This is a genomic window from Pseudoduganella buxea (assembly GCF_009720835.1).
Lineage (GTDB): Bacteria > Pseudomonadota > Gammaproteobacteria > Burkholderiales > Burkholderiaceae_D > Rugamonas > Rugamonas buxea.
Window position 1 is genome coordinate 13,160 of record NZ_WNKZ01000026.1, and the last position, 14,690, is coordinate 27,849.

The following is a 14,690-nucleotide window of genomic DNA, read 5'->3' on the forward strand; positions in this document are numbered from 1 at the left end:
TTTGGGCAACACCGGCTGGGATCTGCGTGCGTTGATTCAGGTGTCTGACACCGAATGCCCCGCTACCGCGCCAGCGCCCGTACCGCTTCGAGCCCGTTGCCGCCGGCGCGGGTGGTACGGACCTGGTTGCGGCCCTCCTCCTTGGCGACGTACATGGCGCGGTCGGCGACGACGAACAGGGCCTCGATGGCGTCGCCCTGCTGCGGCTGCATGGTGGCGACGCCGATGCTGACGGTGATCCATGGCGACGTGGGCGACTTCGGGTGCGGCAGTTGCAGCGCCTCGATGTGGGCACGCACGGATTCGGCCAGCGCACTGGCAGCGGCGGCGTCCGTTTCTGCGAACAGCAGCACGAATTCCTCGCCGCCGTAGCGGGCGGCCAGGTCGGTGCCGCGCAGCGCATGGTCGGCGATGGCGCGGGCCACCTGCTGCAGGCAGACGTCGCCGGCGGCGTGGCCCAGGTTGTCGTTGTAGAGCTTGAAGTGGTCGACGTCGAGCACCATCAGCGACAGGGGCGCGCCCGTGCGGGTGGCGCGCTGCCACTCCTTTTCCAGGAAGCTGTCGAAGTGGCGGCGGTTGGCCAGCTGCGTCAGCGGGTCGACCATCGCCGCACGCTGCAGCGCATCCTCGGAAAGTTTATGGTGGGTGATGTCGTGCAGCAGGCCGATGAAGAGGGGCTGGCGCAGGAACATCGGCGTCAACGTCAGGTCCATGCACACCGACTTGCCCTGCTTGTGGCGGATGATGACTTCGCGCGTGCCGTGGCTGTGCGCCGTGTCCGGGCTGGCCGCATAGCGGGCGAAGTAGTCCAGGTATTCCTGTGCCACCAGGGGATTGAGCAGGTCGGCGATATGGCGCCCGGCCAGTTCCTCGGGCGCGTAGCCCAGGTAGCCGTCGCAGGCCGGATTGGTGAACTGGATGCGGCCGTTGGCCTCGATGATCAACAGGCCCTCGGCCATGCTGTTGACGATCGTGCGCAGGCGTTCGGCCTGTTCGAACTGGGTCTCGCTGTCGGCGCGGATCGACAGCTGCGTGCGCACGCGGGCGCACACCTCGGGCATGCGCAAGGGCTTGCCGATATAGTCGACGGCGCCCAGGTCGAACCCGGCCACGACGGCATCGGTCTCGGTGCGGCCGCTGATGAAGATCACGGGGATGCGCTGCGTGACGGGATGTGCCTTCAGTTCGCGGCATGTGGCGAAGCCGTCCATGCCGGGCATCATGATGTCGAGCAGGATCAGGTCGGGGTGCACGCGCCGCGCCACTTGCAAGGCTCGTTCGCCGGAATTGGCGACGAAAGTCTGGTACCCCTGGTCGGCCATCTGCTGGCGCAGCGCCAAAAGGTTGTCCGGCGCATCGTCGACGATGAGGATCGCGGCATCGCGGCGCGCGGAGAAACCGGTACTGCCTGGGTTCATCTGGCTTCCTTGTAGAGTCTGCCTCGATGATACCCGCAAGCTAATTTAAATTGTCGAATATCATTATTTTTTGGACGAAAAGCGACGCTCGCTGTAACTGTTGATCAGCTCTCGTTGTCGCCTGTTTAATGGGTGTTGTCCAGGACACAAAAAAGCCCGCCGGGCACGGGGCCGGGCGGGCTGTCGGCTGCGTGCCGTTGCTTACAGGCGGGCAGCGATCAGCTTGCCCAGGATGGCGATGCCCTGGCGGATGCGTTCCGGCGGCACCGTCACAAAGGACAGGCGCAAGGTATTCGTTTCCGGCTCGTTGGCGTAGAACGGCGAACCGGGCACGAAGGCGACTTTTTCCTTGATGGCTTCGTCCAGCAGCTCCATCGCGTTGATGTGCTTGGGCAGGGTGACCCAGATGAACATGCCGCCTTCGGGCTTGGTCCACGTGGCGCTGGCGGGGAAGTGCTCGGCCATCGCGTCGAGCATGGCCTGGCACTGGTTGCCGTACAGTTCGCGGATGGTGGGGATGTGCTGGTCCAGGAAGCCGTCCTTGATCACTTCGTGCACGACCATCTGCGTCAGCTGGGCCGTGTGCAGGTCGGCGGCCTGCTTGGCCAGTTCCAGGCGGCGCACCAGCGGCAGCGGCGCCACCACGTAGCCCAGGCGGATGCCGGGGGTCAGCACCTTCGAGAAGGAGCCCATGTAGATCACGCCTTCCGGGTTCATCGCCACCATCTTCGGCAGCGGGTCGCCCTTGTACGACAGGGCGCCGTACGGGTCGTCCTCGATCAGCGGCAGGCCCAGGCGGGCGCAGGTTTCCACCAGCTCCTGGCGGCGCGCCACGGTCAGGGTGCGGCCGGTCGGGTTCTGGAAGTTCGGCAGTGCGTACAGCAGGCGCGCGCCTTCGGCGACGGCGTCCAGCGACGACGGCACCAGGCCGTCTTCATCGGTGGCGACGGACTTGAATTCGGGGCGGTACACGGAAAACGCCTGCAGGGCGCCCAGGTAGCTGGGGGTCTCGACCAGCACGCGGCTGCCTTCGTCGATCAGCACCTTGCCCAGCAGGTCCAGTGCCTGCTGCGAACCCGACACCATCAGCACCTGTTCCGGCACGATCTTGGCGCCATCCTTGGACAGCATGTCGGCGATCCACTGGCGCAGCGGCATGTAGCCGTCCGTCGGGCCGTACTGCAGGGCCGTCTTGCCGTGGGTCGTCAGTACCTTGTCGTAGGCGCTCTTCATCGCTTCGACGGGGAAGGTCAGCGGCGACGGCAGGCCGCCGGCGAAGGAGATGATTTCCGGCTGCTGCGTGATCTTCAGGATCTCGCGGATGAAGGAGCTTTGCAGCTGGCTGGCGCGCTCGGAGAAGCGCCACTGGATCGGGTTGGGGTTTTCGATTTTCATACAAACTCTCAGAAGGATTTTTGCCGGGGCGGACCCGGGCGGACAAGCGCGCTTGTGGCGGCGTCTGGGAGGCCGCTTCGCCATGGCGCGGTGGGCACCATGGCGAAACAGCCTCGGTTCGGGCAGCGCCGGGTAAAGCGCCGTCCGGAATGCTGGATGATCAGCCGATTTCGGCGATCAGTTCGATCTCGACGCAGGCGCCGCGGGGAATCTGCGCCACGCCGAAGGCCGAGCGGGCATGCTTGCCGGCTTCGCCGAACACTTCGCCCAGCAGCTCGGAGCAGCCGTTCGTGACCAGGTGCTGGTCGGTATAGTCGGACGTGGAATTGACCAGGCTCATCACCTTGACGATGCGCGTGACCTTGTTCAGGTCGCCGCCGGCCGCTTCCTGCAGGGTGCCGATCAGGTCGATGGCGATGGCGCGCGCGGCCTGCTGGCCTTCGGCCGTGTCGATATTCTTGCCCAGCTGGCCGGCCCACACGCTGCCGTCCGGCTTCTTGGCGATATGGCCGGACAGGAACACGAGGTTGCCCGTTCTGGCCCACATGACATAGGCGGCAACGGGAGCGGCCGGCGCGGCCAGCGTGATATCGAGCGATTTCAGTTTTTCGTATACGGACATGTGAACTCTTGGTCAATGCCGGCGGGCGCGGGGCCCGGCCTGGCGGGTTGGTCGGTGACAGCCATGGCTGTAAGAACGGTATTGTACGACTTGGCGGCAAGCCTGCCCACATCTTGCCGCCGAATTAACTCCGGCATTTTGGGCCGTTGCGGGCACAACATGGCACTAGGCGGGACGCCGCTGTACGGCGGTCCGGCGGCCGATGGCGACCACCGCGATGACGGCGAGCGCGAACACGACATGCCCCGTCTGCAGCGCTTCGCCCAGCACGAGGGCAGCGCCGAGCAGGGTCAGGAAAGGCTGGACCAGCTGCACCTGGCCGACGCGGGCCACGCCGCCCAGCGCCATGCCCCGGTACCAGAAGAAGAACCCCAGGAACATCGAGAACAGGCAGGTGTAGCCGAAGCCCAGCCAGGCCGGCAGGCCAGCCTGCGCGATGGCGCCGCCGTGCTGCCAGCACTGCCACACCGTCAGCGGCACGGCCACGGGCAGCGACAGCAGCAGGGCCCAGCAGATCACGGCTTCGCCGCCCAGGGTCTGCGCCAGCCGGCCGCCTTCCGCGTAGCCGAAGGCGGCGGCCAGCACGGCGGCGAAGATGGCCAGGTCGGCCGCATGCAGGCTGCCGCCGCCCTGGTACAAGGCGAAGCCGATGACGAGGCTCGACCCCAGCAGCGCGCTGCACCAGAAGGCGGGCGACGGCCGCTCATGGCCCCGCAATGCGGCGAACAGGGCCGTGGCCAGGGGCAGGATGCCGACCAGCACGGCGCCGTGCGCGGCGGGCAAGGAGCGCATCGCCAGCGACGTCAGCAGGGGGAAGCCGATGACGCAGCCGGCCGCCACGGCCGCCAGCGCGGGCCAGGCCCGCCTGGGCGGTAGCGGTGCACGGCGCGACCACAGCCACAGGCCGGCCAGCAGCGCGGCGACGACGGCCCGGCCCATCGCCACGAAGATGGCGTCCAGTTCGGACACGGCCAGCCGGGTGAACGGCAAGGTCAGGCTGAAGATGGCGACCCCGACCAGGCCCAGCAGCATGCCGGCCAGTTCGGTGGCCGCGGCGGGGCGGGGCAGTGGCGCGGCGATCGGGCGGCTGGTCATGGCGGTAGTGGATTTTTAGTGACGTTGCAGGTATCGTAAGACAGTTCGCCAGTACAGTGCCTATACACTTTCCCGGCGCAAACCAAACACTGTGATGGGAATATGACCAATACAGCAATCCCGGCCCCCGCTTCTGCCGTGGGCGCGCTCAGCCGCGCAGGGGCGGCGTCGCTGACGGACCAGATCGTCGCCACCGTGGCCGGGCGCGTCGACGACGGCATGCTGCGCGCCGGCGCCCGCATGCCGTCGATCCGCGCCTTCGCCGCCAGCCACGGCGTGTCGCCGTTTACGGTGGTGGCGGCCTACGACAAGCTGGTGGCCCGTGGCTACCTGGAATCGCGCCGGGGCGCCGGCTTTTTCGTCCGGGCCCGCAGCGCGCCGCCCCGTGCGCCGTCCGCCGCTGCCGAACCCGTGCAGCAGCAACTGGACGTGGTCTGGCTGGTGCGCAATATGTTCCGCCAGCTGCCGCACCAGCAGATGCCGGGCACGGGCGTCCTGCCCAGCGAGTGGCTGGACGGCGCTGCCATCGCGCAGGCCCTGCGCCACGTGACGCGCCGGCGCGAGGATATCCTGCTGAACTACGGCGTGCCGCAAGGCTACCTGCCGCTGCGCCAGCAGTTGCAGCACAAGCTGGCGGCGCTGGAAATTGGCGCCGGGCCGGAGCAGATCGTCACGACGGCCGGCGTGACGCAGGCGCTGGACATGGTGGCGCGCGAATTCACCCGCCCGGGCGACACCATCTTCGTCGACGACCCGGCCTGGTTCCTGATGTTCGCGTCGTTCGCCGCGCTGGGCGCGCGCGTCATCGGCATCCCGCGCCAGGCCGACGGCCCCGACCTGGCCCGCCTGGCCGAGCTGGCGGCGCTGCACAAGCCGAAGCTGTACGTCATCAACTCGGTACTGCACAACCCGACGTCGGCCTCGCTGTCGGCCGCCAAGGCCTTCCAGGTGCTGCGCATCGCCGAGCAGCACGGCATCACGGTGGTGGAGGACGACATCTATTGCGACCTGCACCCCGGCGCGGCGATCCAGCCCGTCACGCGCCTGGCCGCGCTGGACCAGCTGCGCAACGTGATCTACCTGGGCGGCTTTTCGAAGACGATGGCGGCAAACCTGCGCGTGGGCTTCATCGCCACGTCGCCCGAGCTGGCGCGGCGCCTGTCGGACCGCAAGATGCTGCAGACCTTGACCACGTCCGATATCGGCGAGCGGGTGGTGCACCAGATCCTCGTCGAAGGCTCGTATCGCAAGCACGCCGAGCGCATGCGCCACCGCCTGGACGGGCTGCGCGCCCGCACCGTGCGACAGATGGAGCGGGTCGGCTTGACAATCGACACGGCGCCGCCGGCCGGGCTGTTCGTCTGGGCAGACGCCGGCCGCGACACGAACGTGCTGGCCGAACGGGCCATGGCCGCGGGCCTGCTGCTGGCCCCGGGCAGCCTGTTCTCGCCCACCCAGCTGCCGTCGAACTACATGCGCCTGAACATCGCCGCCATGCAGGACCCGGCCGTGTGGCGCTTCCTCGAGCGCGAGCTCACCTGAAGCCCGCCCGACCGCGGCCCAAAACCGGGGACAGTCCCCTGTTTTCAGGCAATGTTGCTGCAAAAATGGGGTCTGTCCCCATTTTTTTGGCAATATTTCACGGCTGTCCGTGTGGGCTGAAAAGTTATATGATTGGCATCCCGTGGGCAGGTGCCGCAGGCGGGGTCTTGAAATCGCTCAAAAGACATCCATATCCCGGCAATCCCTGAACCCCTGCTCAACAATATTATTGAGGTAGAAATGGCTGATAACAAAGAAACTCTGGGCTTCCAGGCCGAAGTGAAACAACTGCTGCAGTTGATGATCCACTCGCTGTACTCGAACAAGGAAATCTTCCTGCGCGAGCTGATCTCGAATGCATCGGATGCGGCCGACAAGCTGCGCTTCGAGGCGATCAACAACGACGCCCTGTACGGCAACGACCACGAACTGGCCATCAAGGTCAGCTTCGACAAGGCCGCCCGCACCATCACCATTTCGGACAACGGCATCGGCATGAGCCGGGACGAGGTCATCTCGCACCTGGGCACGATCGCCAAGTCCGGCACCAAGGAATTCTTCGGCAAATTGTCCGGCGACCAGCAGAAGGACGCGGCCCTGATCGGCCAGTTCGGCGTCGGCTTCTACTCCGGCTTCATCGTCGCCGACAAGATCACCGTCGAGACGCGCCGGGCGGGGCTCGAAGCGACTGACGCCGTGCGCTGGGAATCGAGCGGCGAGGGCGACTACAGCGTCGAGGCCATCGAGAAGACGGGCCGCGGCACCGATATCACCCTGCACCTGCGCGAAGGCGAGGACGAGCTGCTGTCGGCATGGAAGCTCAAGTCCATCATCCGCAAGTACTCCGACCATATCTCGCTGCCGATCCAGATGGCGAAAGAGGAATGGGACGAGGAGAAGAAGGAAACCGTCACGAAGGACGAGCTGGAAACCATCAACCAGGCCAGCGCCCTGTGGGCCCGTTCGAAGAGCGACATCACGCCCGAGCAGTACGAGGAGTTCTACAAGCACGTGTCGCACGACTTCGCCGCGCCGCTGACCTACACGCACAACCGCGTGGAAGGGCGCAGCGAGTACACGCAGCTGCTGTACGTGCCGGCCAAGGCCCCGTTCGACCTGTGGGACCGCAACAAGCGCGGCGGCCTGAAGCTGTACGTCAAGCGCGTCTTCATCATGGACGACGCCGAGCAGCTGATGCCGACCTACCTGCGCTTCGTCAAGGGCGTGATCGACTCGGCCGACCTGCCGCTGAACGTGTCGCGTGAAATCCTGCAGGAGTCGCGCGACGTCAAGGCCATCCGCGAAGGCTCGACCAAGCGTGTCATCGGCATGCTGGAAGAGCTGGCGAACGCCGAAGAGCAGGACAAGAAGGACAAGTACGCCACCTTCTGGACCGAATTCGGCCAGGTGCTGAAGGAAGGCATCGGCGAGGACATGGGCAACAAGGACCGCCTGGCCAAGCTGCTGCGCTTCGCCTCGACCCACGCCGACACGGCTGACCAGAACGTGGCGCTGGCCGACTACGTGGCGCGCATGAAGGAAGGCCAGGAGAAGATCTATTACGTGACCGCCGACAGCTTCACGGCCGCGAAGAACAGCCCGCACCTGGAGATCTTCCGGAAAAAAGGCGTCGAAGTACTGCTGCTGACGGACCGCGTCGACGAATGGATGCTGTCCTTCCTGACCGAGTTCGAAGGCAAGGAGCTGGTGTCCGTCGCCAAGGGCGGCCTGGACCTGGGCCAGCTGGAAGACGAGGCCGAGAAGAAGGAACACGAGGAAACGGAAAACCAGTACAAGGAGCTGGTGACGAAGATGGGCGAGGCGCTGGCCGACAAGGCCAAGGAAGTGCGCGTGACGTTCCGCCTGACCGATTCGCCTGCCTGCCTGGTGGCGGACGAGCACGAGCTGTCGGGCAACCTGCTGCGCATGCTGAAGGCGGCCGGCCAGAATGCGCCGGAATCGAAGCCCATCCTGGAAATCAATCCGAACCACCCCCTGGTCACGCGCCTGAAGTATGAGAACGCGGAAGACGGCAAGTTCGCCGACTGGACCCATATCCTGTTCGACCAGGCGCTGCTGGCCGAAGGCGGTACGCTGACGGACCCGGCCGCGTTCGTGAAGCGCATCAACGAGATGCTGCTGAAGTAACTCACGCGGCAGCAATACGAGCACCACAGCAGCGGCCCGGTCGGCAATCGACCGGGCCTTTTTTCGTTGGAAATTTGCGCGAGCCACGCAGGTATTGATGCATGGCAACTTCGGCGTGCCAGTGCGCCGCTATGCTGGGCTTCCACTTTCACGGGGAAGCGCCATGTACACCACTGCCGGCGGTCTGTTCATGCTTGCCGCCGCCGTCCTGTCGCCGGGTTTGCCGGGCACCCTGGCCGCGGCCAATCCACCCGACGCAATTGTCCAGGGCGCGGAACTGCCGCCCGACCCGGGCGAGGCGGGACGCGAGACCCTGGCCGGCATCGACACGAACGACAACGGCCTGCGCGACGACCTGGAGCGCCATATCGCCCGCCACTTCGGCAGCGACAGGCGGGTGGTGCGGGCCGTCGAGAATGCCGTGATCGCCAGCCAGTACGGCATCCTCGCCACCAACGACGAGGATTCGCGCCATGCACTGGCAATGCTGACGCACGCCGGCGACTGCATGGGCACCATCGCCGCCCGGCTGGCTCCTTACGGCGATGCCCTGTGGCGGCTGCGCCGCATGATCGACGACACGCCCGAACGCAAGCAGGCGATGGCCCGGCACATGGGGCGCGTGCTGCGCCTGCATGTCGTCATGAACGAGCAGCAGGAATGGACCGAGCATTGCGACGGCCGCGTCGACGAAGTGGTGGCGCCGCCGCCGGAGGTGTAGTACTCGCCCCGAATTGCCGGGGCCGGGCCGGCCCTTCCCTCAAGCGCCTGCCAGGTCCGGCAAATCGTAGCCGCCCCGCACGCGGGCCTCGCGCAGCACGGCGCGCGGCGGCTTGCCCAGGGTGCGCACGAACGCGCGGCGCATCCTTTCCTCACGGGGCGGCCGTCGGGCGACACCGTCTCGACTTCATGGCGTGCCTCGCCCTGTATCAGGTTGGCCACTTCGAAGACGATCAGGGCGGGCAGGTCCCGGATCTGGAAACCGGGGAAGACGACAAGGGCGATGCGATTGGCCATGGATGTCCTGAAAGGAGGGGTTTTAGTCCCGCGCGCCATGCCGCTGGACGCCTTATCGCCGAAACGATGCGGGGCCTTGCGACGGATGCCGAGGAGGTGCTGGTCGACAGCGTGCGGCCGCTGCGCGACAATCCCGGCGCCGGCGAGCATGCGCTCGTCAACGCCTTCAACACGGCGATGGTGGCCAACCCGATTCCCCAGGCCTGATGGCCAAGGGGAGGGCAGGCCCCCTGGTCTGGTCTACCGGGCACCCTGCCTGCGCCGCCGCGCCAGCACCAGCAACAGGGGCGCGCCGGCCGCCAGCATCGCCACGGTGGCCGGCTCCGGCACCGGCTGCAGGAAGCCGCGGATCTCTCCGCCCGGCGCGAAAGTGCTGTGCACGTTCAGGTAGGCCTGGCCGCCATTGAGCCCGGCCAGCAGGGCCGCCTCGGCGCCTGCCGTGGTGCCGCCGTTGGCGTTGATGAAAGCCTGGTTCCACGTGGCCGGATCGGTGGTGTCGAACACGTGGAAGTAGCTGCCCGACGTCACGCCGGCGGGGAAGTCGATGAAGGTGGGTGTCTGCGAGGCCACGCCGGCCGTGCCTTCGCCCGGCACGGCTGTGCAGCAGTGGATGTGGGTGGCGGTGGTCGTTCCAAGCAAACCGGAAAACGTCACGTCCACGGACAAGGTGTGGGCCGTCAGATCCAGCTCGACCGTGGCCGTGCCCGTCCCCGGTGACCCGTTCGGCGGCGCTTCGGCCGCGCCGCTCAGGGTGGTCGTGAAGATGGCGGCCTGGGCACTTAATCCGACCAGCATGAAGGCCAGCGCGGCGGTCGCCTTGATTCCCGTTGTGACGATATTGGACATGACTCGATCTCCTCGGCGTAATAAGAAATCATCGTGCAAGCAAATGGCGCGCCCGGCGCGCACAAGGTGAAAAATCAAGGACTTGGCCGATTTTCCTCACTGAACTGTCAAATCCATCGACAAAGTTGCCTGAAAACCAGGGACTGTCCCTGGTTTTCAGGCAACTTTGCCGGAGCGCGCACGGTTGAACGCGGCTGCTGTCTGTGGGGCGGGTTCTAAAGTAAAATACAATATTGCTGTTCATCCATAAACATTCGGGCCGTCTCGCTCCATGCAACACAGTATCTGTTCCGTCCTCCTGATCGACGACGAAGCGCTGGCGCGGGATTACCTGCAGCACAGTCTGGAAGACCACGCCGACATCGCGCTCTGTTACGAACATTGCGCCGAACGGGCCGTGGAGCTGGCCCTGCGGGTCGAGGCCACGGTCGTGCTGGTCGACCTGCGCATGCCCGGCACGGACGGCTTTACCGTCGTGCGCAACCTGCGCGCCGATCCCCGTACCGCCAGTATTCCCGTCGTGCTGCTGTCATCCGAGCAGGATGCGGAGATCAAGGTGCAGGCATTTGCGGCCGGTGCCAACGATTACCTGGTGAAGTGGCCCGACCCGCGCGAGCTGGTGGCGCGGGTGCGCTATCACAGCGGTGCCTGCGTGGCCGCGCGCCAGCGCGACGAGGCGTTTGCGTCGCTGGCGCGCAGCCAGGAAGCGCTGCGGGCCAGCCAGGCCGCGCTGCACCAGGCCCAGAAGATGGAAGCCATCGGCCAGTTGACGGGCGGCGTGGCGCATGACTTCAACAACGTGCTGCAGATCATCGGCGGCAACCTGCAATTGCTGAAACTGATCGGCGGCGTCAACGACAATGCCCGCACCCGCATCGATACGGCACTGGCCGGCGTCGAGCGGGGCGCGCGCCTGGCGGCCCACCTGCTGGCTTTTGCCCGGCGCCAGCCGCTGCAGGCCGTCGTCATCGACCCGTCGGCCGTGCTGGCCGACATGGAGGACATGCTGCGCCGCGTGCTGGGGCCGCAGGCCGCCATCGTCACCGATATCGCGCCCGCGCTGTGGAGCACGGCGGTCGACCCCAGCCAGCTGCACAACGTCATCCTGAACCTGGCCATCAACGCGCGCGACGCCATGCCGGGCGGCGGCACTTTGACCCTGCGCGCGCGCAACATCCCCAGCGGCGCGCCGGAGCTGTCGGAAACGGGCAATGGCGACTACCTGATGATCGAAGTGGCCGACACGGGCAAGGGCATGGCGCCCGACGTGCTGCACCGCGCCTTCGAGCCTTTCTTCACGACCAAGCCCACCGGCCAGGGCACGGGCCTGGGCCTGTCGATGGCGTACGGCTTCGTCAAGCAGTCCGGCGGCGAGATTTCCCTGAAAAGTACCCCGGGCCAGGGCACCAGCGTGCGCATTTTCCTGCGCCGCAGCGAGCAGGCCCCGGCCCACGAGGAAGAAACGCAATCGGCGCCCCTGTTCGGCGGCATCGAGACCATCCTCGTGGTGGAAGACGAGACGGCCGTGCGCGAAGCGACGGCCGAACTGCTGTCGGCACTGGGCTACCAGGTGCTGCAGGCCGAGGATGCCGACCACGCCGCGCGCCAGATCGAGGACGGCGCCGACATCGACCTGCTGTTCACGGACGTGATCATGCCCGGCCGCATGAGCAGCCTGGAACTGTCGGAACTGGTGCGGCGCAAGCTGCCGAAGGCGCAGATCCTGTTTACGTCGGGGTATGCGGAAGGGGTGCTGGCCCACGAAGGGAAACTGGACCCCACCATCAGCCTGCTGCAGAAGCCGTACAACGCGGACGTGCTGAGCGCCCGCATCCGCCACCTGCTGCGGCGGCGCAAGGCCGCCTGACGAGGCTTATTGCTGCGGGCGCACGTAGCGCTGCGACCCCGGTGGCGGTTCGTTCAGCACGGCCCAGAAGATGCCCAGGTCGGAAATGGCGCGGACGAATTCCTGGAAGTCGACCGGCTTGACGACATAGGCGTTCACGCCCAGTTCATAGCTGCGTACCAGGTCCTGCTCCTCGCGCGAGGACGTCAGCATCACCACCGGCAGGCTGCGCAACTCAGTTGCGCCGCGGATTTCGCGGAGCACTTCCAGCCCGTCCACCTTCGGCAGTTTCAAATCGAGCAGCACAACGGCCGGATTGCCCTTTTGCCGGCCCGTGAACTCGCCGCGGCAGTTCAGGTAGTCGAGCGCCTCGGCGCCGTCGCGCACGATGATGACTTCGTTGGCGAGCTGACTCTTCTCCAGAGCGATCAGGGTCAGTTCGAGGTCGTGGGGGTTGTCTTCCACGAGGAGGATGGGTTTGATCATGCTATACAGGCGGTAATGAATTCGGAATCGTAAAGGTGAACGTCGCGCCCTCGCCCGGCACCGAGCGGGCTTCGACCCGGCCACCGTGCCGTTCGATAATGCGGCGCACATTGGCCAGCCCGATGCCCGTGCCCTGGAAATCCTCCATCCGGTGCAGGCGCTGGAATACACCGAACAGCTTGTGCACGTAGTCCATGTTGAAGCCCACGCCGTTGTCGCGTACTTCAAAAATGGTCTCGTTGCCGTCGCGGCGGCCGTCCACGCAGATCACGGCCTGGTCGCGCTGGCCGGTGAATTTTACGGCGTTCGACAGCAGATTATACAAGGCCAGCTGGATGAAGGCCGGGTCAGCCACGATGCCGGGCAATTCCGTGACCCGCCATTGCACGTCGCGGCCGCGCGTGTCCATCGCCAGCTTGGCGATGCAGGAGCGTACCAGCTCGTTCATGTCCACCTGCACGGGGCGCAGCGAGGCCCGCCCCATCTGCGAGAAGCTCAGCAGGTCGTCCACCAGCTTGCCGGCCAGGTGGGCCGATTCCTTGATGTTCTTCAGGAAGCGCTGGCGCTTCTCCAGGGTGTCGTTGCCGGCCGCCTCCAGCAGCAGGTCGGAAAAGCCGACGATATGGCGCAGCGGCGCGCGCAGGTCGTGCGACACGGAATACGAGAACGCTTCCAGTTCCTTGTTGGCGCGGCCCAGCTCCTCGGCCAGTTCGGCCATCTGTTCGGCCCGTTCCAGCACGATGCCCAGCAGGGCCGTGCGGAACTCCAGCGCCATCTCGATCTCGCCCGGATGCCACGGCGCGCTGCGGCCGTGGATGGTCTCGCGCCACGTGGCGAAGCTGGTGCGCGGGCTCAGCGGCAGGTCGGTACGGGTCTTGTCCTGGGGCGGGCCGGCCCAGTCCACCGTGTGGACGAATTCGGGGCGGAACCACAGCAGGTAGTGCTGGTGGATGCGCGAGATCGGCATCGCCAGCAGGCCGCTGGCGCTGCGCTGGAACTCGCGCGCGGGCGCATACTGCTCGCCCAGGCGGTCGGTCTGGTACAGGTCGCCGTGAGTGGACTGCACCAGCCACGCCACCAGGGCGCGTATCTGCTCGTGCCCCGGCGTGTCGCCGTAGGTGACGATGCGCTCGTCGACGACGATGGCGGCGCCGCCGGCGCGGGCGAACTGCAGCAGCTCGGGGAAGACGCCGCCGACGTTCTCGATGAAGTCCGCGCCCTGGGTCAGGCCGCCCAGCACGGTGACCATCACGCGGCGCACGTCGAGCCGGAACTGCAGCTCGTCGGCATCCTCGCGGCTGGTGATGCGCAGCGCCAGGATCTGGCCCAGCTGCTCGCAGGCGGTGCGCTTCTCGAACGGCACGTGGCAGGGCGCGCCGTTATGGCAGGAGATCAGGCCCCACAGCCGGCCCTTGACCATCAGCGACACGGACATCGACGCATACGTGCCCATATTGCGCATGTACTGCAGGTGGATGGGCGAGACGCTGCGCAGCGCGGCAAAGGACAGGTCGTTGGCCGCGCCCGTCAGCGGATTGGCGGCGGGCACCAGGCGCGACGGCGTGTAGTCGGCATTGCTGATCAGCCGGATGCGGTTGGCCATGTACAGCTCGCGCGCCTGCTTCGGCACGTCCGAGGCGGGGAAGCGCTGGCCCAGGTAGGATGGCAGCGAGCCGTCATTGCTCTCGGCCAGCACGTGGCCGTGGCCGTCCTCGTCGAACTTGTACACCAGCACACGGCCGAAGCCCGTCACGGCGCGGATTTCGCGTGCGGCCGTTTCGCTCATCCGTTCGACCGTGTCGTTGTCGGAAAGCTGCTGCAGGAAGTCGCCCACCAGCGGATACAGGTGGCGGAAGTCGGCCGCGCCGGCCCGCGCCACCGACTCGAATTCCAGCATCAGCAGCGCATCGTGGCGGTGCGCCAGCACGTCGAAGCGTTCCTGGCCGTCCGCGCCCATGCGGATGGTGGCGGCAAAGCCGGGCAGGGCGCGCACGCGGTCGTCGCCAAGTTCCGGCTGCAGCAAGGTTGCCGCCCTGGCGCCGATGGCGTCCGTCAGCGGCCGGCCCAGCACCGCTTCCGGCGTCACGCCCAGCCACTGGGGCAGATTGTCGCTGGCCTGGACGATGGTGCCGTCCGGGCCCAGCGCCAGCACGAAGCCGTGTGGCTGGATGCTGCCGGGCGTGCGGATCGGTTCGCGGTCGCAGCCGGTGAGGTCGAGGGAGGTGCCGTCCTGTGTCATGGGGCGATTTTAACGGCAAACGGGGCCGCCGGTGCA

12 protein-coding genes are annotated in these 14,690 nt (G+C 66.6%); 5 read left to right on the forward strand and 7 right to left on the reverse strand.

All coding sequences use genetic code 11. The features are described 5' to 3' along the window. Window positions 1-62: 62 nt before the first annotated feature. The 4 genes from GM672_RS11220 to GM672_RS11235 form a co-directional block, all read right to left on the reverse strand. Window positions 63-1,418: a diguanylate cyclase domain-containing protein gene (locus tag GM672_RS11220; protein ID WP_155470622.1), complete on the reverse strand. Its 1,356-nt coding sequence runs from the start codon at window positions 1,416-1,418 to the stop codon at window positions 63-65. A gap of 201 nt (window positions 1,419-1,619) precedes the next feature. Next, on the reverse strand, window positions 1,620-2,813 hold the full coding sequence (locus GM672_RS11225; RefSeq protein ID WP_155470623.1) for an aminotransferase-like domain-containing protein: 1,194 nt from the start codon (window positions 2,811-2,813) through the stop codon (window positions 1,620-1,622). Between the two features lie 160 nt (window positions 2,814-2,973). Further along, window positions 2,974-3,435, reverse strand: coding sequence for a RidA family protein (locus GM672_RS11230; RefSeq protein ID WP_155470624.1), 462 nt, complete (start codon window positions 3,433-3,435; stop codon window positions 2,974-2,976). 165 nt (window positions 3,436-3,600) lie between these two features. Next, window positions 3,601-4,530 carry a DMT family transporter gene (locus tag GM672_RS11235; protein WP_229417684.1) on the reverse strand — a complete coding sequence of 310 codons (930 nt, stop codon included), beginning with the start codon at window positions 4,528-4,530 and terminating at the stop codon, window positions 3,601-3,603. A gap of 102 nt (window positions 4,531-4,632) precedes the next feature. Between GM672_RS11235 and GM672_RS11240 the strand changes: the two genes are divergently transcribed. The 4 genes from GM672_RS11240 to GM672_RS11255 all read left to right on the forward strand — a co-directional run bounded on the left by GM672_RS11240 (window position 4,633) and on the right by GM672_RS11255 (window position 9,444). Then, the gene (locus GM672_RS11240) at window positions 4,633-6,072 is read left to right on the forward strand and encodes an aminotransferase-like domain-containing protein (RefSeq protein ID WP_155470625.1); all 1,440 of its coding nucleotides are present in this window, start codon (window positions 4,633-4,635) and stop codon (window positions 6,070-6,072) included. Window positions 6,073-6,312: 240 nt separating this feature from the next. Then, complete coding sequence (gene htpG, locus GM672_RS11245) at window positions 6,313-8,220, forward strand: molecular chaperone HtpG (RefSeq protein ID WP_155470626.1); 1,908 nt, start codon at window positions 6,313-6,315, stop codon at window positions 8,218-8,220. Between the two features lie 163 nt (window positions 8,221-8,383). After that, window positions 8,384-8,941 carry a hypothetical protein gene (locus tag GM672_RS11250; RefSeq protein ID WP_155470627.1) on the forward strand — a complete coding sequence of 186 codons (558 nt, stop codon included), beginning with the start codon at window positions 8,384-8,386 and terminating at the stop codon, window positions 8,939-8,941. A gap of 362 nt (window positions 8,942-9,303) precedes the next feature. Further along, on the forward strand, window positions 9,304-9,444 hold the full coding sequence (locus tag GM672_RS11255) for a hypothetical protein (RefSeq protein WP_371867057.1): 141 nt from the start codon (window positions 9,304-9,306) through the stop codon (window positions 9,442-9,444). A 33-nt stretch (window positions 9,445-9,477) separates the two neighbouring features. Here the strand turns inward: GM672_RS11255 and GM672_RS11260 are convergent, their stop codons facing one another. After that, window positions 9,478-10,083, reverse strand: coding sequence for a CHRD domain-containing protein (locus GM672_RS11260; protein ID WP_155470628.1), 606 nt, complete (start codon window positions 10,081-10,083; stop codon window positions 9,478-9,480). 271 nt (window positions 10,084-10,354) lie between these two features. Here GM672_RS11260 and GM672_RS11265 point away from each other — a divergent pair, with 271 nt between their 5' ends. Beyond that, window positions 10,355-11,950, forward strand: coding sequence for a response regulator (locus tag GM672_RS11265; protein WP_155470629.1), 1,596 nt, complete (start codon window positions 10,355-10,357; stop codon window positions 11,948-11,950). A 6-nt stretch (window positions 11,951-11,956) separates the two neighbouring features. Here GM672_RS11265 and GM672_RS11270 read toward each other — a convergent pair whose 3' ends face one another. After that, the gene (locus GM672_RS11270) at window positions 11,957-12,415 is read right to left on the reverse strand and encodes a response regulator (RefSeq protein ID WP_155470630.1); all 459 of its coding nucleotides are present in this window, start codon (window positions 12,413-12,415) and stop codon (window positions 11,957-11,959) included. 1 nt (window position 12,416) lies between these two features. Continuing rightward, the gene (locus GM672_RS11275; RefSeq protein ID WP_155470631.1) at window positions 12,417-14,654 is read right to left on the reverse strand and encodes an ATP-binding protein; all 2,238 of its coding nucleotides are present in this window, start codon (window positions 14,652-14,654) and stop codon (window positions 12,417-12,419) included. Window positions 14,655-14,690 lie beyond the last annotated feature (36 nt).

Bases quoted from the DNA above. Each gene is read 5' to 3' on its own strand.
- GM672_RS11270 (WP_155470630.1), bottom strand. From the start codon at position 12,415: ATGATCAAACCCATCCTCCTCGTGGAAGACAACCCCCACGACCTCGAA.
- GM672_RS11240 (WP_155470625.1), top strand. From the start codon at position 4,633: ATGACCAATACAGCAATCCCGGCCCCCGCTTCTGCCGTGGGCGCGCTC.
- GM672_RS11265 (WP_155470629.1), top strand. From the start codon at position 10,355: ATGCAACACAGTATCTGTTCCGTCCTCCTGATCGACGACGAAGCGCTG.
- htpG (WP_155470626.1), top strand. From the start codon at position 6,313: ATGGCTGATAACAAAGAAACTCTGGGCTTCCAGGCCGAAGTGAAACAA.
- GM672_RS11220 (WP_155470622.1), bottom strand. From the start codon at position 1,418: ATGAACCCAGGCAGTACCGGTTTCTCCGCGCGCCGCGATGCCGCGATC.
- GM672_RS11235 (WP_229417684.1), bottom strand. From the start codon at position 4,530: ATGACCAGCCGCCCGATCGCCGCGCCACTGCCCCGCCCCGCCGCGGCC.
- GM672_RS11225 (WP_155470623.1), bottom strand. From the start codon at position 2,813: ATGAAAATCGAAAACCCCAACCCGATCCAGTGGCGCTTCTCCGAGCGC.
- GM672_RS11275 (WP_155470631.1), bottom strand. From the start codon at position 14,654: ATGACACAGGACGGCACCTCCCTCGACCTCACCGGCTGCGACCGCGAA.
- GM672_RS11255 (WP_371867057.1), top strand. From the start codon at position 9,304: ATGCGGGGCCTTGCGACGGATGCCGAGGAGGTGCTGGTCGACAGCGTG.
- GM672_RS11260 (WP_155470628.1), bottom strand. From the start codon at position 10,083: ATGTCCAATATCGTCACAACGGGAATCAAGGCGACCGCCGCGCTGGCC.
- GM672_RS11230 (WP_155470624.1), bottom strand. From the start codon at position 3,435: ATGTCCGTATACGAAAAACTGAAATCGCTCGATATCACGCTGGCCGCG.
- GM672_RS11250 (WP_155470627.1), top strand. From the start codon at position 8,384: ATGTACACCACTGCCGGCGGTCTGTTCATGCTTGCCGCCGCCGTCCTG.